Origin of the sequence: Microbacterium wangchenii, assembly GCF_004564355.1 — a bacterium.
Classification (GTDB): domain Bacteria; phylum Actinomycetota; class Actinomycetes; order Actinomycetales; family Microbacteriaceae; genus Microbacterium; species Microbacterium wangchenii.
The window spans coordinates 3070558-3091260 of the sequence record NZ_CP038266.1 but is presented as its reverse complement, the minus strand read 5'-3'; the positions used below and the strand labels follow the sequence as shown (position 1 = coordinate 3091260).

Sequence of the window (20703 nt, the reverse complement as noted above, 5' to 3'; positions counted from 1 at the left end):
TCAGCCGCCGGTCGTGAGAATCCCGATGATGCCCGAGGCGAGCATGTAGACGCCGACGCCGGCCACGACGATCCAGATGCCCACGCGGGTCGGAGAGGGCTTTTTCGGGTCGTTCGGGGCAGGGAACATGCGGGTCCTCAGGGGCGGACGAGGAGGAAGACGGCGGCGGCGAGGGTCAGCGCGCCGCCGACCAGGGCGATGACGCCGATGACGAGGCCGAGGCCGATCAGGAGCGCGGCGGCGCCGAGCGCGAGGAACAGCGCGCCCACGATGATGCCGATCACGGCGGCGGCGCGGGGGCGTCGGACGGGGCGGGCGTCTTCCATCGCGTCCAGGCTACCTGCTCGCGGGCGCGCGGAGCGGATCGAGCACCACGCCCTCGAACGTGCGGTGCCACACCGCACCGGTGCGGCGGTGCTCGGCGCGCGTGGTGAAGCGGTAGTGGTAGGCGTGCACGCGCACCCACGCCGGTCGGCGCCCGTCGAAGGGGTCGCGGCGCAGCAGGCGCAGCATCCGCGGATCGGCCTCCAGCAGGCGCACGACGAAGTGGGTGAACCAGTCCTCCAGCGACCGGCCCAGGGGCAGGAACCACATCAGCCAATCCAGGCGCAGGTGGTACGGGGCCACCTGCGGAGGGATGCGGCGGACCTCCCCCGGCTTCCCGCGGAATCCGTACTCCAGCCACACCGCGTGTGGGTCGTCCGGATCGGTGGCCTCCGTGCCTTCGATCACCCACTCGATGCGTCGCTTGGTGACCGTTCCGAACGCGCCGTACGCGTTGGCGAGGTTCCAGCGGTTGAAGCTCGCGTTCATGAGCTGCCGGCGCGCGGCGAGGTTGCGCAGCGCCGGCCAGCTCAGCACGACGTACAGCACCGCCACGGCCCCGGTGATCAGCAGCCAGTACAGCGGCACGTCGGCGGGGGAGCCGGAGCCCGGGACGCTCACGGCGGAGAAACCGAGGACGATCGTGAGAACGTTCAGCCAGGCGAAGTTGCCGGTCGCCACGAGCCACAGCTGCGTGGCGATCACGATCGCGCCGGCGATCGTGCCGATCCACGCGAAGCCCGGCCACGGGATCCATACGCCCAGAAGCGGCGCGAACAGGAACCACGGCACCACGAGCTGCGAGAAGTGGTTGCCGATCACCTCGAGTTCATGGAACCAGCGCGGCAGCAGGTGGGCCTGACGACTGAGGGGCCCCGGCAGCGGCTGCGTCTCGTGGTGGTAGGTCAGTGCGGACAGATCCCGCCACTCCCGGCCTCCGCGGATCTTGATCATGCCGGCGCCGAACTCCAGCCGGAACAGCAGCCACCAGAACAGCACGATCACGACCGTGGGCGGCGGCTGGTCGGCCGAGCCGAGGAAGGCCGCGAGGAACCCGGCTTCCAGCAGCAGCATCTCCCACCCGAAACCGTAGAAGGTCTGCCCGAGGCTCACGACCGACATGTACGCCAGCCACACGAACAGGAAGCACAGCATCGGCACCCACGGCGGACCGAGCTGAGGGAGCCCGCACACGAGCGCAGCGGCCACCACGCCTCCCGCGCCGCACACCGCGAGCAGCCGGCGGTCGGTGTAGGCCCACCAGCGGAATACGGTGGGATGCAGCATCCGCCGTCGCGCGCGGGAGCCCGAGCGCACCCACTCCAGCAGCCGCGGGGCCGGGAGCAGCCCGTCTTCGCCCAGCAGCGCACGGAACTGCGCGGCGGTGGACAGGAAGGCGACGACGTAGACCGCGGCGATGCCCCGCTGGAGCACCTCCCTGGCCAGGGTGAAGTCGATCGCGGCGAAGCCGTCCATGCGTCCGAGGCTAGGGACGCCGCCCTACCCGTGCATCGGGGTTGCGTCCGCGCGAGTCTTTCCCACAGTGCACGTGCGGCGTCGTACCGTGGAGCATGGCGCACACATCGGGAACGGGAACCATCGTCGCCGTCGTCGGAGCCGGCTCGGGGGACGCGCTGGAGACGCTGGAGGGCCTCGCGGGGGTGGAGACGCTGAGTCTGCACGGCACCGAACCGGCCCTCGCCGCGCGGCGCATCGCCGCCGCATCCACCCCGTGGATCGTGCACGACGCCGACCCGCTCGAGCACGTCGCCGCCGCATGGGTGGAGCTGTACGAGGAGCGCGCGACGCTCGGGACGCTCGAAGTGGAGGTCGAGACGACGCTGGCCGACTTCGAGGCCGGCCGCGCGCTCATGCCCGACTACTACATCGTGCTCGACCCCGACCAGGCCGACACGACGTGGCGGCACTGGTGGTGCGGGGCGCTCGGGCACCGCGCGCCCCGTCGCGTCCTCCCCAGGGCCGCACCCTCGTCACCGCGCGATGCCGCGCTGCGGCGCACCCTGACGGCGCTGCCGACCTCGCGCCCGTGGCCCGACCCGGCCTCGTGGCTACCGGGCCTGCCGTTCGCCATCCCCGACCGCATCGGCCTGCAGGAGTAGCACCCCCGCCGCCGGCCCCCGCCCCGGTCCGCCGAGACACCACTTTCCGTCCGAAACACCACGCGTCGCCGGGGGTCTCGGACGGGATGTGGTGTCTCGGCGTCAGGAGGAGGGGAAGACGTCGGGGAGGGCGGCGTGCAACTCCTCGAGCCACGCGCGGGCGTTGCCGTCGGACGGGGCGCGCCAGTCGCCGCGGGGCGACAGCGACCCCGCGGGGGACACCTTCGGCCCGTTTGGGATGGCCGAGCGCTTGAACTGCGCGAACGCGAAGTACCGCTGCAGGAACACCTCCAGCCACCGGGCGATCGTGGGCAGGTCGTACGCATAGCGTGCGTCGTCGGGGAATCCGGGCGGCCACTCGCCGGCCTCGGCGTCGCGCCAGGCCTGGTAGGCGAGGAACGCGATCTTGGACGGGCGGAACCCGAACCGCAGGATGTGGTGCAGCGTGAAGTCGTGGAGCGCATACGGGCCGATGCGGTCCTCGGTCGACTGCATCCGTCCCTCGGCGTCGGCCGGCACGAGCTCGGGGCTGATCTCGGTGTCGAGCACCGACTGCAGCACGTCCTTGGCCTCGTCGACCTCGCCCGCGGAGATGACCCAGCGGATGACGTGCTGGATGAGCGTCTTGGGCACCCCGACGTTGACGGCGTAGTGGCTCATGTGGTCGCCGACGCCGTACGTGGCCCAGCCCAGGGCCAGCTCGGACAGGTCGGAGGTGCCGATCACGAGGCCGCCGTGGTGGTTGGCGAGGCGGAAGAGGTAATCCGTGCGCAGGCCCGCCTGCACGTTCTCGAACGTCACATCGTGCACGGGCTCGCCGGAGGCGAACGGGTGCCCGAGTTGGCGGAGCATCTCCTCGGCGGCGGGGCGGATGTCGATGGTCTCGATGGATGCGCCGAGAGCCTCCGCGAGCGCGATGGCGTTCTTCCGCGTGCGGTCGCTCGTGGCGAAGCCGGGCATCGTGTACGCGAGGATGTCGCTGCGCGGGCGTCCCATGCGGTCCATCGCTCTGGCCACGACAAGCAGCGCGTGCGTGGAGTCGATGCCGCCGCTGACCCCGATGACGGGCTTGGGTCCGCCGATCGCGGTGAGGCGCTGCTCGAGCCCCGAGACCTGGATGTTGAACGCCTCGTAGCAGTCCTGCGCGAGGCGGGCCGGGTCGTCGGGGACGAAGGGGAACCGGTCGAGGGAGCGGCGCAGCCCGATGTCGGTCGCCGGCGGCGCGAGGACGAAGGGGACGGTGCGGAACGCCGGCCGGTACGTGCGGCGGTTGTCGTCGAAGGTGCCCTGGCGCAGGCGATCCTGGCGGATCTTGTCGAGGTCGACGTCGGCGACGCTGCGCCGCGGCCCGTCGGGGAAGCGCTCGGTGGTGGTGAGCAGCTGCCCGCCCTCGTAGATCATCGTCTGGCCGTCCCATGACAGGTCGTTCGTCGACTCGCCCATGCCGGCCGCCGCATACGCGTACACGGCCAGGCACCGCAGCGACTGCGACTGCGCCAGCAGGTTGCGGTCATCCGCGCGCCCGATCGTGATGGGGCTGCCCGACATGTTCAGCAGCACCGTGGCGCCGGCCATCGCCGCCTCGGAGGACGGCGGGACGGGCACGAACATGTCTTCGCAGACCTCGGCGTGCACCACGAGGCCGGGGACATCCAGCGCCTCGAAGAGCAGATCCGGTCCGAACGGGGCCGCGAGGTCGCCGATGCGGATGTCTTCGCCGGCCTGATCGTCGCCGGCCGCGTACCACCGCCGCTCGTAGAACTCGCGGTAGTTGGGCAGGTACGACTTCGGCGCGACGCCGAGCAGTTCGCCGCGGTGGATCACGACGGCGCAGTTGTACAGGCGGTTGCGGTGGCGCAGCGGCGCCCCGACCACGAGCATCGGGAGCAGGTCGGCGGATGCCTCGACCAGCCGCTGCACGGCCGCCTCCACCGCATCCAGGACCGGGTCCTGCAGCACGAGGTCCTCGAGGGAGTAGCCGGTGAGGCACAGCTCGGGGAACAGTGCGACGGCCACGGTCTCGTCGTGGCACTTCCGTGCGGTGGCGAGGACCGATTCGGCGTTGGTGGCGGGGTCGGCGATGGCGACCGGGATCGTGCACGCGGCGACGCGGGCGAACCCGTGCCGGTATGCGCTGGCGAAGGGAAGGCTCGTGCTCACCGTCCCATCCTGGCAGGGCGCTCCCGCGGCCGCTCGGGGGTTGACGCTCCCGCGCGGGGGCGTGCGGCGACGTCGGAGGTCGCGGTTAGGGTCGAAGACGGAGAAGGGGACCATGCGCTACATCGAGAACGAAGGCCGGATCGTCTGGAGCGCGAGCGACCTCAAAGCAGCCGCCGAGTGCGAGTTCGCGTGGCTGCGTGCGATCGACGCCAAGCTCGGCCGGGTCGCCGCCGTGGAAGACCCCGAAGACCCCACCCTCGAACGGGCGGGGCGTCTGGGCACGGCGCACGAACTGCGCGTGCTCGAGGCGTACCGGCAGCGGTACGGCGCCGGGGTCGTGGAGATCCCCGAGACGCGGTCCTCGGATGCGGCGGCGCTCGCCGCGGCGGTGGAGCGCACGCGCGCCGCCCTGGCCTCCGACGCCGACGTGATCTACCAGGCGGCGTTCGCGACGGACGAGTTCGTGGGGTTCGCCGACTTCCTCGTGCGCGACCCCGGGGCGGAGCCGGGAGGCGCGACGGGCCCGGCGACCGCGACAAGCCAGCCGACTGCGCGGTGGCTCGTGCAGGACACCAAGCTCGCCCGACACGCCCGCGTGACCGCTCTCATGCAGCTGGCGGCATACGTCGACCAGCTCGACCGGCTGGGCGTGCCGCGCTCCGACCGCGTCGAGCTGCTCCTGGGCGACGGGACCGTCAGCACGCACGAGGTCGACGACCTCCTGCCCGTCTTCGGCCTGCGACGCGAGCGGCTGCGCGCGCTGATCGCCGACCGTCGTGTCGAGCTGGGCGGCGCGGGGGAGCCCATCGCGTGGGGCGACCCGCGCGGAGACCTCGCCGTCGTCGCGTGCGGGCGCTGCCCCACGTGCGAGCTCGAGATCGTCGCCCACCGCGACCTGCTGCTGGTCGCCGGCATGCGCCCGGTGCAGCGGGCACGGCTGACGGCGGCCGGCATCCGCACGATCGACGCGCTGGCCGGTGCGCCCGAGGCGCCCGACGGCATGAGCGCCGACACGTTCGCGTCGCTGCGCACGCAGGCCCGACTGCAGCTGCAGAGTCCCGACCCCGACGCCGACGCGACCGCCGTGCCGGTATACGAGGTCGTCGCACCCCAGGCGCTCGGCGCCCTGCCCCGCCCCGATCTGGGGGACATCTTCTTCGACTTCGAGGGCGACCCCCTCTACACCGAGGGCGAAGGCGGCCAGTGGGGATTGGACTATCTCTTCGGCTGGGTCGACATGCGGGAGCAGTACTCCGCGCTGTGGGCGCACGACTTCGCCGCCGAGAAGGCGGCGCTGGAGCGCTTCCTCGATTTGGTGGCCCTCCGCCGGTCGCAGCATCCCGACATGCACATCTACCACTACGCGCCCTACGAGCCGGCCCACCTGCTCACGATGGCGGCGCGCTACGGCGTGCGGGAGGGTGACGTCGACCGGCTGCTGCGCGAGGGCGTCTTCGTCGACCTGTACCCGATCGTGCGCCGCGCGCTGCGGGTGGGGTCGCGGTCGTACTCGATCAAGAAGCTCGAGCCGCTGTACATGGGCGAGGAGGTCCGCACCTCCGACGTGCAGCGCGGCGACGACTCGATCGTGCGGTACGTGCAGGCGCGGGCGCTCGCCGACGACGGCGACACCGCCGCATCCGAGGCGATCCTCGCCGACCTCGCCGACTACAACCGCTACGACTGCGTCTCGACGCGGCGCCTGCGCGACTGGCTCGTCGACCGGGCGCGTGAGGCCGGGCTCGTGCCCGCGCGCGGACTCGAGCCCGACGAGGTGGTCTACGCCGAGTCGCCGCGGGCCACCGCCCTGCAGCGCTGGGCCGCCGAGGCGCCGGAGTCGGAGGCCGGTGCGCTGCGGCTGGGTGCTGCGGCCATCGACTACTACCCGCGCGAGGCGAAGTCGTTCTGGGCCACGCACTTCCTGCGCCTGCGCGAACCGGTCTCGGTGTGGGAGGACACGCGCGACGTGGTCGTGGTCGACGCCGCGCGCTCGCGCGTGCTGACCGACTGGCACTTCGCCGAATCGGGCAGGGGAGCGGAGCGCCGCATCCTGCAGCTGCGGGGCGATGTCGCGCCCGGAACCCGCCTCACCGCGGGCGGAGAGCCGTTCGCGATCTACGACCTGCCGGCACCGTTCCCGTACCAGCCGCGTCCGCGGTGGATCCACGGGGCACGCTGGGTGCGCGTGGTGGAGGTGCTCGACGACGGCGCCGTCGTGGAGGAGACCGCCGTCGACGGCAACACCTGGAGCGAGCTGCCGCTGGCCCTCACGCCTGCCGCCCCGCCGCGCGCGGGCAACCAGCAGGCCGCGATCGACGCATGGGCGGATGCGGCGCTGGCCGCCGCACCCTCGCTGCCGGCCGACGCGGCCACCGACATCCTGCTCCGCCGTCCGCCGCGCACCCTTCGACAGGGGCAGGGCGGGGCCGGGGCCCTCACGCCGTCCGCCGGTGACGACGTCGCCGCCATCGTGCGCAGCGTCGCCGACCTCGACCGGAGCTACCTGGCCGTGCAGGGCCCTCCCGGCACGGGGAAGACCTATGTCGGCTCCCACGTCATCGCCCGGCTGGTCGCCGAGCGCGGGTACAAGATCGGCGTCGTGGCGCAGTCGCACGCCGTCGTGGAGCACATGCTCGACCGCGTGGTCGCCGCCGGCGTGCCGGCAGCCGTCGTGGCGAAGACCCCGAAAGACCCCGCGGCGGAGACCTCCTTCACGCCGCTGCCGCGCAACGGCCTCGCCGCCTTCACCGCCGAGCACGCGTCGGGCGGGTTCGTCGTGGGCGGCACCGCGTGGGACTTCAGTCACGAGGGGCGCATTCCCCGGGGGAGCCTCGACCTCCTCGTCATCGACGAGGCCGGCCAGTTCTCCCTGGCCTCCACGATCGCCGTCTCCCTCGCCGCGCCGCGCCTGCTGCTGCTGGGAGACCCGCAGCAGCTGCCGCAGGTGTCGCAGGGCACCCACCCCGAGCCCGTGGACACCTCGGCGCTCGGCTGGGTCATGGACGGCGCGGAGGTCGTGCCGCCCGAGTACGGCTACTTCCTCTCGCGCACATGGCGCATGCACCCGCGGGTGGCCGGCCCCGTCTCGCGCCTGTCGTACGAGGGCAAGCTCGCCTCCCACCCCTCCACGGCGCTGCGCGAGCTCGAGGGCATCGAGCCGGGCGTGCATCCGGTCGCGCTCCGCCACTCCGGCAACGCCACGTGCTCGCCGGAGGAGGCGGCGGAGGTCGTGCGGATCGTCGCCGACCTCGTCGGCCGCTCGTGGACGGCGACGGAGGTCGACGACGACGGCGCGGTGCGGATGCTGCCGTCCCGGCCTCTCCGGCCGGAGGACATCATCGTGGTGACGCCCTACAACGCGCAGCAGGTCGCGGTGGAGGAGGCGCTGTCCGCGTCCGGGTTCCCCGCCGTGCGCGTGGGCACCGTCGACCGGTTCCAGGGGCAGGAAGCCGTCGTGGCGATCGTGTCGCTCGCGGCGTCGTCTGGGCGGGATGCGCCGCGGGGTCCGGAGTTCCTGCTGTTGGCCAACCGCATCAACGTCGCGCTCTCGCGCGCGATGCAAGCCGCGTACCTGATCTACTCGCCGGGGCTGCTCGACGACCTGCCGCGCACCCCGGAGGGCGTCGCGCGCCTGAGCGCCTTCGCGCGACTGGTGTCCGCAGCGACTCCGGCAGCGACGCTCGTGCCCGCCTGAGGACTCCGGAGGAGGTCAGACGGTGCCGTACAGGCGGTCGCCGGCGTCGCCGAGGCCCGGCACGATGTAGCCCTTCTCGTCGAGGCGCTCGTCCAGCGCTCCCAGCACGAGGGTCACGTCGCGTCCGTCGACCTGCTTCTCGATCGCGGCGACGCCCTCCGGCGCGCCCAGCAGGCAGATCGCGGTGACGTCCTGCGCGCCGCGGCGGAAGAGGAAGTCGATCGCAGCTCCCAGCGAGCCGCCCGTGGCGAGCATCGGATCCAGCACGAAGCACTGGCGGTCGCTGAGGTCGTCGGGAAGGCGTTCGGCGTACGTCGTGGGCTCGAAGGTCTCCTCATCGCGCACCATGCCGAGGAAGCCGACCTCGGCGGTGGGGAGGAGCTTGACCATGCCCTCGAGCATGCCCAGCCCCGCGCGCAGGATCGGCACGACGATGGGGCGCGGCTCGCTGATGTGCACGCCCACGGTGGTCGTGACGGGGGTCTGGATCTCGTGGGGCTCGACGCGCACGCCGCGGGTGGCCTCGTACGCCAGCAGCGTCACGAGCTCCTCGGTGAGCTGCCGGAACACCGGCGAGGGGGTGCGCGCGTCGCGCAGCACCGTCAGTTTGTGGGTGATGAGGGGGTGGTCGGCCACGTGCACACGCATAGGCTCAATCTATCCGCTCGACATCGTCCGAACCTCGGAGCCGCATGACCGTCCTGCCCGGCGACCTTCTCGCGATGCGTCGCGCGCTCGCCCTGGCCGAGCAGGCGGAGGAGACCGGCGACGTTCCCGTGGGAGCGGTCGTGACGGATGCGGCGGGCACCGTGATCGGCGAGGGGCGCAACCTGCGCGAACGCACGCACGATCCCACCGCGCACGCCGAGGTCATCGCGCTGCGGGCGGCGGCTGCATCCGCGGGCACATGGCATCTGGCCGGCTGCACCCTCGTGGTGACCCTCGAGCCGTGCGTCATGTGCGCGGGGGCAGTGCTGCAGGCGCGCGTGCCGCGGCTGGTGTTCGGCGCGTGGGACGACAAAGCCGGGGCTGCCGGCTCGATGTACGACGTCGTGCGCGACCGCCGTCTGCCCCACCGGGTCGAGGTGGTCGCCGGTGTCGAGGCGGAGGCGTCGTTGATGCTGCTGCAGCGCTTCTTCGCCGGGCGCCGCTGATCCGGCCGCGGACCCGGCCGCACGGAGAGGTCAGCGCGGAAGGTGCGGCAGCACCTCGGACCCGAGGTACTCGAGCTGCTCCAGGTCGCCCATGTCCATGAGCTGGAAGTACACGCGCTCGGCGCCGAGCGCCTGCAGCCGCTCGACCTTGGCGGCGATCTCCGCCCGTCCGCCCGCGACGTTGCCGCCGTTGCCGCGGTACTCATCCAGATCCCGGCCGAGCGTCGCCGCGCGTCGGGCCACATCGGTCTCGGAGGCCCCGGCCAGCGTCGGGGTCGCCACCGAGAGCTTGAGGGTTCGCGGGTCGCGACCGATGGCCTCGCACGCCGCGCGCACGCCGGCGAACTTCTCGGCCACGGTGGGCTCGGGCACGAAGCCGATGTTGAACTCCGTCGCGAACCGCGCCGCCACCGCGGGCGTGCGGCGCGGGCCGCCGCCGCCGACGATCACCGGCATGCGCGTCTGGACCGGCTTGGGCAGGGCGGGGGAGTCCTCGACGGTGTAGTGCTCGCCGGCGAAGTCGAACCGTTCACCGACGGGGGTCTGCCACATGCCGGTGAGGATGGCCAGCTGCTCCTCGAGGATGCCGAACCTCTTCGCGGGGAACGGGATGCCGTAGGCGCGATGCTCGCGTTCGAACCAGCCCGTGCCGAGGCCGAACTCCACCCGGCCGCCGGACATCTGATCGACCTGCGCGACCTGGACGGCGAGCACACCGGGGAGGCGGTGCGTCGCGGAGGAGACGAGCGTGCCGAGGCGGATGCGGCTGGTCTCGCGGGCGAGGCCGGCCAGGGTCGTCCACGCATCCGTGCCGCCGGGGAGGGGATCGCCCTCACCCATGCGCAGGTAATGGTCGGAGCGGATGAACGCGTCGAAGCCGAGGCGTTCGGCCGCCAGGGCGAAGGCGAGCTGGTCGTCGTAGTCGTAGCCCTGCTGCGGCTCGGTGAAAATGCAGTACTCCACCGGCCCAGTCTGTCAGCCCGCCGGGGGAGTGCCGTCCGCGAGGGTGCCCGTCCCCGCCGCTGTCGCGCCACCCGGGGCGACGTCCGTGCCGGCACGGTCGAGGTCCGGCTCGAGATAGATCGCCCGTGCGACCGGTACCGCTGCGCGGATGCGCTCCTCGACGGTGTTGATGTGCGCGGCCACGGCGGTCAGCGTCTCGTCGGCGGGCAGCGCCAGCTTCGCCGCGACCAGCAGCTCGTCGGGGCCGAGGTACAGCGTCTTGAGGTGGATCACGCGATCGACCTCAGGACCGTCCTCGATGGCGGCGACGATGCGGTCGTGGTCGGCCTCGGTCGCGCCCTCGCCGACCAGCAGGCTCTTGGTCTCGATGCCCAGGACGATCGCCACGAGGATGAGGAGGGTGCCGATCATCAGGGTGCCGATGGCGTCGAAGACGGGATTGTGGGTCAGGGCTGCCAGCCCCACGCCGAACAGCGCGAACACCAGACCGGTCAGCGCAGCGATGTCCTCCAGGAGCACGACCGGGAGCTCGGGGGCCTTGGAGCGGCGCACGAACGACACCCAGGACTGGCCGGGCAGCCGGACATGATTGCTCTCCTTGACGGCGGTCCGCAGCGAGAAGGACTCCAGGACGATCGCGATGACCAGCACGGCGATGGGGATCCACACGTTCTCCAGCTCGTGCGGGTGCGTCAGCTTGTCCACGCCCTCGTAGAGGGAGAACAGCCCGCCCACGGAGAAGAGGATGATCGACACCACGAACGCGTACACGTAGCGTTCGCGGCCGTAGCCGAACGGATGCTCACGGTCGGCGCTGCGCCGCGCACGGCGACCGCCCAGCAGCAGCAGCAGCTGATTGCCCGAGTCGGCGAGCGAGTGGATCGCCTCGGCGAGCATCGATGCCGAGCCCGATACCAGCCACGCGAGGAACTTCGCGATCGCGATCCCCATGTTGGCCAGGAACGCCGCGATGATGGCGCGGCCGCCTCCGGTTGCGCTCACGTCAGTCCGCCGATCGGATGATGATGGCCTCGGTGGTGGGAGCAGGGTCGGCGGGCGTGCCGACGTAGCCGATGCGGGTCAGCAGCGCATGGCGGAACTTCGCCGGGGCCTCCAGGTGCGGACTGTGCCCGACGCCGGGAAGCGCGATCTCCACGACGTCGCCGCCGGCCGCGGCGTACGCGTCCAGCACGTCGCGGGTCTGCGACACCATCGGCTGCGGCGGGGCGATGTCGTCTCCGGGCCAATCGGGCAGGATCCCGAGGCTCCCGAGTCCGTTGGGCTCGTAGACCGACGCATCCGAGATGATCGCATCCACCTCTCCGTGCACCCACAGCAGCGGCGGCTTCTCGGCGAGGTCGACGATGCCGGAGAGGTCGAAGTGCTTCGGGGCGAGCGCGTTCAGGACACCGGTGGTGCCGGCGGCGAAGCCGGGCCACGCGTCGGTGCGCACGGAGTCACCCGGGTAGTTGCCGCCGGCGGTGGAGGTGGCGAGCATCGCCGCCACCCACACGTCTTCGTGATCGCTGCGGTAGCCGCTCGCGACGAAGCCGGCGCGGAACATGCTGCGCGGCGAGGTCTCCGCCTCGTCGCCGGAGTCGCCTGCCGCGAGGCGCCGCACGAAGTCGGGGTTCGCCGTCCCGCCCCCGGTGCCGGCATCCTCCGGTGTGAGGCGCGTGCCGTCCCGGCGGGTGCCGCCGAAGCCGTACGGCGAGATCGGCGCTTCGAGAGTGAGCGAGAGCGCGGGATGCTCCAGCGCGTACTGCAGGATGACGGCTGCGCCGAGCGACCAGCCCACGAGATGGGCGGTGCGGATGCCGATCGTGTCCAGGGTGGCGGCGAGGTCGTCGCTGAAGTCGCGCACCCCGCGTGTGGCGTCCACCGGTGCGTTCTCGGTGCCGCCGTACCCGCGCAGATCGACGGCGAGCACGCGGAGGTCGCTCGGGAGGTCCTGCAGGATCTCCTGCCAGAACAGCGAGGACCCGACGGTGCCGTGGACGAAGACGACGGTGCGATCGGCGGGGGTGGACGGATCGTCGCCGTCCCGCTCGAGCACGGTCACGCTCAGCCGCGGCGTCTCGACGCGTCGTGAGGAGATTCCGTCGAACAGGGTCATGGGGAGGTCCTCCGCACTGTGTCGCGGGCGATCGGGCGCCTGCGCATCGACTATATCTCCGGCGTCGGCGCGACGGAACGCGACCCTCGGCCCTTGCGGCGGTTCCTCTCCTCCGGTCGGGCCGTCGGTGCCGCCGCTGCGGCCGTGCGGTGCTTCTAGGATGGCGCCATGACCGATGCGCCGTCCGACTCCCTGCCCGCCGTCGCGATCCTGGGAGCCGGATCGATGGGCGGCGCCATCCTGAAGGGTCTCGTGCGTTCGGGGTTGGCCCCGTCGATCACCGTCACCAACCGCACGGCCGCGAAGGCGGGGAGTCTCGCCGCGCTGGAAGGCGTGACCAGTCTCGCCCTCGAGGAGGACCCGCAGGCCAATGCCGTCGCGGCCTCCTCCGCCGATGTCGTCCTCGTGGGCGTCAAGCCCGCCATGGTGCCCGATCTGCTCCGCGAGATCGCCCCGCACGTGCGCGAGGGAGCTCTCGTGGTGAGCCTGGCCGCGGGTGTGCCGCTCGCCACTTTCACCCGGATCCTCGGCCCGCGCGCGGTCGTCCTCCGCTCGATGCCGAACACGCCCGCGCTGGTGGGCAAGGCCGTCACGGGCCTCGCGGCCGATGCCGCCGCATCCCCGGGCGACATCGCCGTCGTGCGACGCCTGTTCGAGACGGTGGGAGAGGTCGTGGAGGTGCCCGAGTCGCAGATCGATGCCCTCTCCACCATCTCCGGCTCCGGTCCGGCCTACGTCTTCCTGCTCGTGGAACAGCTCGCCGAGGCGGCCGTGCGGAAGGGGTTCACCGAGGCGGAGGCGTGGATGCTGGCGCGGCAGACCTTCGTCGGCGCGGCGGCGCTGATGGAGGCCACGGGCGAGGACCCGCGCGAACTGCGTCGTCAGGTCACGAGCCCGAAGGGCACGACCGAACGCGCCGTCGCCGTGCTGCAGGAGGCGGATCTGGCCGCGGTGTTCGAGCGGGCGACGGATGCGGCGCTGGCACGCGCGCGGGAGCTGGCCGCAGGCTGACGCCGCCGCCGGCGCTCAGCGGTCGAGCGAGGCGAACCGCTCGATGTCGGAGTTGGTCCCCGACACGATGATGAGGTCGTGGTTGGTCACGATGGTGTTCGCCTCCGCGTAGCGGAACGGCCGCCCGGGGCTCTTCACGCCCACGACTGTGACGTTGTATTTGCTGCGCACGCCCGATTCGTTCAGGCCGATGCCCCGGATGAACTTCGGCGGGTACATCTTCGCCAGCGCGAAGTCGTCGTCGAAGCGGATGAAATCGAGCATCCGCCCGCTGACGAGGTGCGCCACGCGCTCGCCGGCCTCGCGTTCGGGGTAGATGACGTGGTTGGCGCCCACGCGGGCGAGGATCTTGCCGTGCGCCTGCGAGACGGCCTTGGCCCAGATCTGCGGCACCTTCAGGTCGACGAGGTTGGCGGTGATGAGCACGGATGCCTCGATGAGCGATCCGACCGCCACGACGGCGACCTGGAAGTCCTGCGCGCCGATCTGCTTGAGGGCGTCGATGTTGCGGGCGTCGGCCTGGACGGCGTGCGTGACGCGTTCGGACCACTTCTGCACGAGCTCGAGGCTCTCGTCGATGGCGAGCACATCGCGGTCCAGCCGGTCGAGTTCACCGGCGCACGCGGCGCCGAACCGGCCGAGGCCGATGACGAGGACGGGCGAATCGTTCCGGATGCGGTCAACCAACGATGGGCCTTTCCACGGGCAGGGAGTACAGCTGCGTGCGGGACGTCGCAGCGACCGCCGCGGCGAGTGTCACTGTACCAACGCGCCCCATGAACATGGTCGCCGCCAGAACGTAGATGGCCGGGTCGGGCAGGTCGGCGGTCAGACCCGTGGACAGTCCGACCGTCGCGAAGCCGGAGATCACATCGAACAGCACCTGTTCGATGGGCGCCTGGGTGATCTGACCGATCGCCACGGTGGAGACCGCCACGATCGTCGCGCCCCACGCCACGACGGAGAGGGCGACGCGCTGCACGTCGCTGGGGATGCGGCGACCGAAGGCCTCGACCGACGAGCGGCCCTTCGCCTCCGACCACACGGCCAGGGCCAGCACGGCGAGGGTCGTCACCTTGATCCCGCCGGCGGTGGAGGCCGATCCGCCGCCGACGAACATGAGCATCGAGCCGACCACGAGGGTGGAGCCGTTCATGTCGCCGATCTCGACGACGCTGAATCCGCCCGACCGGGTCATCGCCGAGACGAAGAAGGCCTGGAACGTGGTGTCCCACGCGTCCATGCTCCCGAAGGTCTTGGGGTTGTTGTATTCGAGCAGGAGGATGATGCCCGCCCCGGCGACGAAGAGGATCGTCGTGGTGATGAGGGTGAGCTTGGTGTGCAGCGACCAGCGGCGCACGTGCCAGTAGTTCTTCCACAGCGAGAAGATGACGGGGAAGCCGATCGAGCCGAGGAACACGCCGGCCATGAGCACGGTGAGCAGGAAGTAGTCGTCGGCGAAGGGCACGAGGCCGTTGGCGTTGGGGACGAACCCCGTGTTGGTGAAGGCCATGGCGGCGTAGTAGGGCGCTTCCCACAGTGCCACGAGCGGGTCGATGCCGGCCATGATGAGCGCGGGGTAGAGCAGGATCGCCAGCCCCGCCTCGATCGCGAGGGTGGAGAGGGCGACCGTGAGCAGCAGCTGTCCCACCTCGCCCAGACGAACCGTCTGGCCCTCGTTGACGGGCCCGCCGTGCACGCGGAGCGGGTTCGAGTCGCCGGCGGCGATGAGTTTGGCCCGCAGCCCGAGGCGCTTGGAGATCACCAGCCCCAGGATGGATGCGAGCGTGAGCACGCCGAGGGCGCCCACGTTGACGCCGATGTAGGTGAAGACGTGACCCAGCGGCGACCAGTGGGAGTACATGTCCACCGTCGCGAGGCCCGTCACGCAGATGGTGGACACCGCGGTGAACAGCGCGTCGGCGAACGGCGTGCGGGTTCCGTCGGCCGAGGCGGCCGGCAACGAGTACAGCGCCGTGAACAGCAGGATGAGCGCGAGGAACACGAGCACCGCGAACCGGGCCGGCGACGACGTCGTCAGGTTGCGGACCCGGTCCCAGCCTCGGTCGAGTGGCGCCGACCATCTGTGGCGGTCGCGAGACCACGCCGGCGCTGACGCCATCGCGTCGCCCCCTTCGCTCGTGGACCCCGCTCATGGTACTCCGCGGCGAGCGCGACTAATCTGAAGCAATGGCGGACATCTTCGACGTGATCGCAGACCGCACGCGTCGCGACATCCTCCAGCTCCTCCTCGATCGTTCCGCGGACGGCCAGGACGGCACCAGCGTGTCGCACATCGTGCAGGTCCTCGGGGCGAGCCAGCCCACGGTGTCCAAGCACCTGAGGGTGCTCCGGGACGCAGGGCTGGTGTCGGTGCGCGAAGAGGGTCAGCATCGCTATTACAGCCTGCAGACCGCGCCGCTGGACGAGGTCGACGATTGGCTGGTGGCCTTCTTCTCCGCGGATCCGCCGACGCCGGCGACGCTGCCCGAACCCGCCGCTCATGCGGCGGACGTGGTCGGGCGCGCCGCCGCGTCGGCGAAGCACGCCGTGACGGCGGCCCTGCGCAAACTGCCGGGCCGCTGACGCCTCACGCGTCGCTGTCGGCGTCGTCCTTCTGGTCGGCGTCCCTCCGGTCGGCGTCCCGATCCGCGTCGTCCGTCTCGGTGTCGTCCGCGTCGGCGTCGCCGTCCGGGGCCGTGGGGGTGCGGTCGTCGTCGCCGCCGCGCGGTCCGAATCCGTCACGCGGTCCGGAGCCGTCGCGGTCGTGCGATTCGGAGGGGTGGTCGTGCCCGCGCGGGCCGTTCCGGTCGTCGGAGCCGCCCCGGCCCGGGCCGCCCTCCTCCGGCATCTGTGAGCCGTCGGTGAATTCGAATCCCGACTCGGGGCCCGAGTTCAGGTTCCAGCCGGTCGCGAGACCGCCGCCGAAGGCGAGCGCCGTGACGGCGACGCCACCGGCGACGGCCGCGGCGATGACGGGCCAGTTCCGCTTGCGCTTCGTCGGCTCGTCCGCAGTCTCGGCGGGGGAAGGAGCCGCGGGGATCGTGGTGTCGGTGGTGGTGGATTCTTCCGGGGTACTGGGTGTGGCCGGAGCCGGTCCGGCAGCTGGTTTCTCGGTCATGCCCTCACTATCGCCATCCGGGATTTGCGCGATGTCAGGGCAGTTTCAGCGTGCGCTGTGAATCCTCGTCAGCGGCTGCGCCGGCGGAACAGCCACGCGCCCCACGCGGCGGAGACGGCGAGGATGAGACCGCACCACGCCAGCGCCCATCCGAGTTCGGCTCCCGCGCCCGTGCCGAAGAGGAAGGCGCGGATCGTCTCGATGATGGGCGTCACCGGCTGGGTGCTGGCGATCCCCTGCAGCCACTGCGGCATGGTCTCCACGGGGACGAAGGCGCTGGAGAGGTACGGCAGGAACAGCAGGATGAAACCGTAGGCGTTCGCCCCTTCCGGACTCCGTGCGGCCAGGCCGATGGCGGCGAACAGATACGTGATCGCGAGGATGTACAGCGCGATGATTGCCAGGGCGCCCAGCCATCCCAGCACGCCCGCGGTGGGGCGGAAGCCGACCACCACGGCGACGAGGATGACGACGCCGGTGGCCAGGAGGTTGCGCACGAGGCTCGCGACGACGTGTCCGGTCAGCACCGCCCCCGAGCGCAGCGGCATGGTGCGGAAACGGTCGACGATGCCGGCCTTCATGTCGCCGGCCACGTACAGGGCCGTGGACGACGCGCCGAAGCCCGCGCACGTGAGGATGATCCCGGGGACGACGTAGTCGACGTAGCCGCCGCCGGGTTCCAGGGCGCCGCCGAAGACGAACGTGAACATCAGCATCAGCAGGACCGGCAGCAGGATCGCCATCATGAGGGATTCCCCATCCCTCAGCGAGCGCACGAGCGATCGCCGCACGAAGACGCGTTCGGCGGTGATCCCGGTCAGGCGGGGGCGCAGGAGGGCGGGGGTGGTCACGGGGTGCTCCTTTCGGGGAGGGCTGCGGGGTCGTCGGTCAGGGCAAGGAACACGTCGTCGAGGGTCGGTCGACGAAGGGTCACGGCACCCTCGTCCCGGTCCGCGTCGAGGGTGTCGAGGGCGGCGCGCAGTCCCCGCACCGTCCCGTCCGTGGCGATCTCCTGCAGGAGCTCGCCGGCGGGGTCGCGCAGCTCCACCACCTCGGTTCCGACGCGCGATTTCAGCTCGGACGGAGCGCCGGATGCGGCGATGCGACCCCCGTGCAGGACGGCCACGCGGTCGGCGAGCTGGTCCGCTTCCTCCAGGTACTGCGTCGTGAGGAACACCGTGGTCCCACCCGCGGCCAGCGTGCGGATGACGTCCCACAGTTCACGCCGGCTGCGGGTGTCCAATCCGGTCGTGGGTTCGTCCAGGAAGAGCACCTCCGGGGTGACGACGAGGCTCAGGGCCAGATCCAGACGCCGCCGCATCCCTCCGGAGTAGGTGCCGACCGGCCGCGACGCGGCGTCGGTCAGATCGAACCGCGCGAGGAGCTCTGTCGCGCGCTCGCGCGCCATGCGGGGGCGCAGGCCGGACAACCGGCCGAGCATCATGAGGTTCTCGGCTCCGGTGAGCACATCGTCCACCGCGGCGGCCTGTCCGGTCAGGGCGATGCGCTGCTGCACGTCGCGCGGGGAGGTCGCGACGTCGAATCCCGCGACGGAGGCCTCCCCGCCGTCGGGTAGCTGCAGCGTCGTGAGGATCGAGATCGTCGTCGTCTTGCCGGCCCCGTTCGGTCCGAGCAGGGCGAAGACCTCACCGCGACGGACGCTGAATTCCAGGCCGTCGAGGACGGCATGTCCGCCGTACTGCTTGCGCAGGCGGTGGACCGAGATGGCGGCATCCATCGGCTTTCCTTTCTGTATACGACCTAAACTGCGTATGAAGATAACACACGGTGTACGTCATAAACAGCCCTAAGATGTCGGTGTGGATGAGCAGACCCCCGATCTCGAGCTGCCGCGCGGCGTGGCGCTGGCGTGGGGCATGGCGGCCGACCCGCAGCGCGGGCCGAAGCGGGAGATGAGCCTCGAGCGCATCGTCGACGCCGCCGTGCAGATCGCCGACGCCGACGGACTCGGCGCGGTGTCGATGGCGGCGGTCGCCGCGCGCCTGGGGTACACGACGATGTCGCTCTACCGATACGTCAGCGCCAAGGACGACCTCATCCAGCTCATGCAGGAGGAGGCGACGGGGCTTCCCCCGGAGTCCATCCGCGAGGCGAAGGGGTGGCGGGCCAGGCTGGTCGCCGCATTCCGTGCCAGCGTGCAGGTGTACCTGGAGCACCCGTGGATCCTCGACATCCCGATCACCGGGTCACCGGCCACGCCGAACTCCGCGGCCTTCATGGACGTCATGCTCGACGCCCTCGCCGAGACTCCGCTGACCGATGACGAGCGCCTCGCGGCGGCGCTGCAGGTCACCGGCCAGGCCCGGTGGTACGGCACGATCCTCGCCGCCTACGCCCGCCAGGCCAGGGAGCGGGGGATGTCGCCGGAGGAGATCGCGGCGTACGAGGATCGGCTCTTCGCGACCCTCATCACGCCGGAGGAGTACCCGGCCCTCCGGCGGGCCGTCGACGCCGGTGTGTTCCGCTCGGAGGCCGACCCCTTCCAGTTCGGGCTGGATCGCACTCTCGACGGGCTCGCCGCATACATGGCCGAGCGTGAATCCGGAGCACCGCCGGCACCCTCCGCGCCGTGGCACGAGCCGGAAGCGCCCGATGTCGCCGAGGACAAGCGGTACCGCGAGGCGCGCAAGGCCGTGCGGGACGCGGAGAAGGCGCTCAGGGCGGCGCGGAAGCTCGAACGCCAGGCGCTCGCCGAAGCGCGTCAGCGTGCGGCGCGCACTCGCCGCGACACGTGATTCTGCCCCATCCGGCCCATCAGCCACGCGGGTTTACACGTGTCGCACCCACGGCCTAGAGTGTCGACAGCACACCGCGAGAGGGGAACGCCATGGCCGAACTGCCGGACGTGCGCTTCCTCACCGTCGCCGAGGTGGCCGAGCTGATGCGCGTGTCCAAGATGACGGTCTACCGGCTCGTGCACTCCGGCGAGCTTCCCGCCGTGCGATTCGGCCGCAGCTACCGCGTGCCGGAATCGGCTGTGGTCGATGCCATGCAACGGCCGGTCTCCGACGTCGGCTAGACTGATCTGAGGCCTTTTTCTGCGCCTCGTGTACCCGGGAGCCGGCGATCGGCACCCAGACCCCTGACATTGTGAGGTTTTCCGTGGGTTCTGTCATCAAGAAGCGCCGTAAGCGCATGGCGAAGAAGAAGCACCGCAAGCTGCTTCGCAAGACTCGTCACCAGCGCCGCAACAAGAAGTAAGCGGCCGAACACACCGAGCGCCTGTCCTTCGTGGCGGGCGCTTCGTGTTCGACCGTTCCGCCGTCATTCTGGAGTCGCCATGCAGTCCATCTCCGTCCAGCAGCTGCGCGAGCGCGAGGGTGTTCCGCTCGTGGACGTGCGCGAGCCCGACGAGTACGCGGCCGGCCATGTGCCGGGTGCCGTCAACATGCCGATGTCGACCCTCGGCGAGCACCTCGATGAGCTCCCGGAGGGCCCGTTCGACGTGATCTGCCAGGTCGGTGGACGCTCGGCGCGTGTCGTGGAGGCCCTCACCGCGCGGGGCATGGATGCCACCAACATTGAAGGCGGCACGGGTGCGTGGGCCGAGGCCGGCTACGGCCTCGAGCACTGAGTGCCGCGCCGTGATGCCGCAGGGGATCCGGTCGTGACGACGCTGACGGTCATCGGCAAACCGGAGTGCCATCTGTGCGATGTCGCCGAGGAGATCGTGGAGGCGGTGGTCGCCGACCTGCCCGACGACGTCGCCGACTCCGTCGCCGTGGAGCGTCTCTCGATCCTGGAGGACGCCGCCCTGTATGAGCGATGGTGGGAGAAGATCCCGGTCGTGCTGATCGACGGATCCCTCCACGCGCACTGGCGGGTCTCCGCGGACCGCCTGCGCGAGGCGCTGCTGGTGGCGGAGAGGGCCTAGGGCCCCCGCGCGCCTCGACGCGCCCTCGCGCTGCGCCCTCGCGCTGCCCTGCCGCTGCCCGCCGCTGCGCCGTCGCGTCCGCCCTGCCGCTGCGCCCTCGCGCCGCCCTCCCGCTGCCCGAACTCCGCAAGAACGCGCCGGAAAG

At 71.4% G+C, this 20703-nt stretch carries 23 protein-coding genes; 10 read left to right on the top strand and 13 right to left on the bottom strand.

The window, feature by feature from the left end:
- From E4K62_RS18995 to E4K62_RS14990, 3 genes are read right to left on the bottom strand one after another with little or no spacing between them, the layout of a single operon-like run.
- Positions 1–129, bottom strand: a complete 129-nt coding sequence (locus E4K62_RS18995; RefSeq protein ID WP_261799178.1) for a hypothetical protein — start codon at positions 127–129, stop codon at positions 1–3.
- Between the two features lie 8 nt (positions 130–137).
- A complete protein-coding gene (locus E4K62_RS14995) occupies positions 138–326 on the bottom strand; it encodes a hypothetical protein (RefSeq protein WP_135068814.1) in 189 nt (62 codons plus the stop codon).
- Between the two features lie 10 nt (positions 327–336).
- A complete protein-coding gene (locus E4K62_RS14990) occupies positions 337–1800 on the bottom strand; it encodes a lipase maturation factor family protein (RefSeq protein ID WP_135068812.1) in 1464 nt (487 codons plus the stop codon).
- Between the two features lie 95 nt (positions 1801–1895).
- Between E4K62_RS14990 and E4K62_RS14985 the strand changes: the two genes are divergently transcribed.
- Positions 1896–2444 carry a hypothetical protein gene (locus E4K62_RS14985; protein ID WP_135068810.1) on the top strand — a complete coding sequence of 183 codons (549 nt, stop codon included), beginning with the start codon at positions 1896–1898 and terminating at the stop codon, positions 2442–2444.
- Positions 2445–2546: 102 nt separating this feature from the next.
- On the opposite strand, the gene E4K62_RS14980 is transcribed toward E4K62_RS14985, so the two are convergent.
- On the bottom strand, positions 2547–4604 hold the full coding sequence (locus E4K62_RS14980; protein WP_135068808.1) for an NAD(+) synthase: 2058 nt from the start codon (positions 4602–4604) through the stop codon (positions 2547–2549).
- 112 nt (positions 4605–4716) lie between these two features.
- Here E4K62_RS14980 and E4K62_RS14975 point away from each other — a divergent pair, with 112 nt between their 5' ends.
- Entirely contained in the window at positions 4717–8298 is a 3582-nt protein-coding gene (locus E4K62_RS14975) for a TM0106 family RecB-like putative nuclease (protein WP_135068806.1), read from the top strand.
- A 15-nt stretch (positions 8299–8313) separates the two neighbouring features.
- On the opposite strand, the gene upp is transcribed toward E4K62_RS14975, so the two are convergent.
- Positions 8314–8946, bottom strand: a complete 633-nt coding sequence (gene upp / locus E4K62_RS14970) for a uracil phosphoribosyltransferase (RefSeq protein ID WP_135068804.1) — start codon at positions 8944–8946, stop codon at positions 8314–8316.
- Between the two features lie 44 nt (positions 8947–8990).
- On the opposite strand from upp, the gene tadA reads away from it, so the two are divergent.
- The gene (gene tadA, locus E4K62_RS14965) at positions 8991–9452 is read left to right on the top strand and encodes a tRNA adenosine(34) deaminase TadA (RefSeq protein WP_205805782.1); all 462 of its coding nucleotides are present in this window, start codon (positions 8991–8993) and stop codon (positions 9450–9452) included.
- Positions 9453–9482: 30 nt separating this feature from the next.
- Here tadA and E4K62_RS14960 read toward each other — a convergent pair whose 3' ends face one another.
- Genes E4K62_RS14960 through E4K62_RS14950 form a run of 3 tightly spaced genes read right to left on the bottom strand, consistent with a single transcriptional unit; the run spans position 9483 to position 12531 of the window.
- A complete protein-coding gene (locus E4K62_RS14960) occupies positions 9483–10415 on the bottom strand; it encodes an LLM class F420-dependent oxidoreductase (RefSeq protein WP_135068802.1) in 933 nt (310 codons plus the stop codon).
- A gap of 12 nt (positions 10416–10427) precedes the next feature.
- Positions 10428–11417 carry a cation diffusion facilitator family transporter gene (locus E4K62_RS14955; protein WP_135068801.1) on the bottom strand — a complete coding sequence of 330 codons (990 nt, stop codon included), beginning with the start codon at positions 11415–11417 and terminating at the stop codon, positions 10428–10430.
- A 1-nt stretch (position 11418) separates the two neighbouring features.
- Positions 11419–12531 carry an alpha/beta fold hydrolase gene (locus E4K62_RS14950; RefSeq protein ID WP_135068799.1) on the bottom strand — a complete coding sequence of 371 codons (1113 nt, stop codon included), beginning with the start codon at positions 12529–12531 and terminating at the stop codon, positions 11419–11421.
- A gap of 168 nt (positions 12532–12699) precedes the next feature.
- Here E4K62_RS14950 and proC point away from each other — a divergent pair, with 168 nt between their 5' ends.
- Positions 12700–13542, top strand: coding sequence for a pyrroline-5-carboxylate reductase (gene proC, locus E4K62_RS14945; RefSeq protein WP_135068797.1), 843 nt, complete (start codon positions 12700–12702; stop codon positions 13540–13542).
- A 15-nt stretch (positions 13543–13557) separates the two neighbouring features.
- On the opposite strand, the gene E4K62_RS14940 is transcribed toward proC, so the two are convergent.
- Positions 13558–14229, bottom strand: a complete 672-nt coding sequence (locus E4K62_RS14940) for a potassium channel family protein (protein WP_135068795.1) — start codon at positions 14227–14229, stop codon at positions 13558–13560.
- Positions 14222–15664 carry a TrkH family potassium uptake protein gene (locus tag E4K62_RS14935; protein WP_135068793.1) on the bottom strand — a complete coding sequence of 481 codons (1443 nt, stop codon included), beginning with the start codon at positions 15662–15664 and terminating at the stop codon, positions 14222–14224. Before E4K62_RS14935 ends, E4K62_RS14940 begins: the two co-directional genes overlap by 8 nt.
- Before the next feature lie 68 nt (positions 15665–15732).
- Here E4K62_RS14935 and E4K62_RS14930 point away from each other — a divergent pair, with 68 nt between their 5' ends.
- Entirely contained in the window at positions 15733–16128 is a 396-nt protein-coding gene (locus E4K62_RS14930; RefSeq protein WP_135068791.1) for an ArsR/SmtB family transcription factor, read from the top strand.
- A gap of 4 nt (positions 16129–16132) precedes the next feature.
- Here the strand turns inward: E4K62_RS14930 and E4K62_RS14925 are convergent, their stop codons facing one another.
- From E4K62_RS14925 to E4K62_RS14915, 3 genes are all read right to left on the bottom strand, one after another.
- A complete protein-coding gene (locus tag E4K62_RS14925; protein WP_135068789.1) occupies positions 16133–16663 on the bottom strand; it encodes a hypothetical protein in 531 nt (176 codons plus the stop codon).
- A gap of 68 nt (positions 16664–16731) precedes the next feature.
- Positions 16732–17514: an ABC transporter permease gene (locus E4K62_RS14920; protein WP_135068787.1), complete on the bottom strand. Its 783-nt coding sequence runs from the start codon at positions 17512–17514 to the stop codon at positions 16732–16734.
- Positions 17511–18401, bottom strand: a complete 891-nt coding sequence (locus E4K62_RS14915; RefSeq protein WP_135068785.1) for an ATP-binding cassette domain-containing protein — start codon at positions 18399–18401, stop codon at positions 17511–17513. The genes E4K62_RS14920 and E4K62_RS14915 overlap by 4 nt, the downstream gene beginning before the upstream one ends.
- Before the next feature lie 82 nt (positions 18402–18483).
- Here E4K62_RS14915 and E4K62_RS14910 point away from each other — a divergent pair, with 82 nt between their 5' ends.
- The 5 genes from E4K62_RS14910 to E4K62_RS14890 all read left to right on the top strand — a co-directional run bounded on the left by E4K62_RS14910 (position 18484) and on the right by E4K62_RS14890 (position 20558).
- The gene (locus E4K62_RS14910) at positions 18484–19419 is read left to right on the top strand and encodes a TetR/AcrR family transcriptional regulator (protein ID WP_240742713.1); all 936 of its coding nucleotides are present in this window, start codon (positions 18484–18486) and stop codon (positions 19417–19419) included.
- A gap of 92 nt (positions 19420–19511) precedes the next feature.
- The gene (locus E4K62_RS14905; RefSeq protein WP_135068783.1) at positions 19512–19703 is read left to right on the top strand and encodes a helix-turn-helix domain-containing protein; all 192 of its coding nucleotides are present in this window, start codon (positions 19512–19514) and stop codon (positions 19701–19703) included.
- Between the two features lie 83 nt (positions 19704–19786).
- Positions 19787–19885, top strand: a complete 99-nt coding sequence (locus E4K62_RS14900) for a 30S ribosomal protein bS22 (RefSeq protein WP_003792170.1) — start codon at positions 19787–19789, stop codon at positions 19883–19885.
- 79 nt (positions 19886–19964) lie between these two features.
- Positions 19965–20258, top strand: a complete 294-nt coding sequence (locus E4K62_RS14895; protein WP_135068781.1) for a rhodanese-like domain-containing protein — start codon at positions 19965–19967, stop codon at positions 20256–20258.
- 33 nt (positions 20259–20291) lie between these two features.
- Entirely contained in the window at positions 20292–20558 is a 267-nt protein-coding gene (locus E4K62_RS14890) for a glutaredoxin family protein (RefSeq protein WP_135068779.1), read from the top strand.
- Positions 20559–20703: the final 145 nt, after the last annotated feature.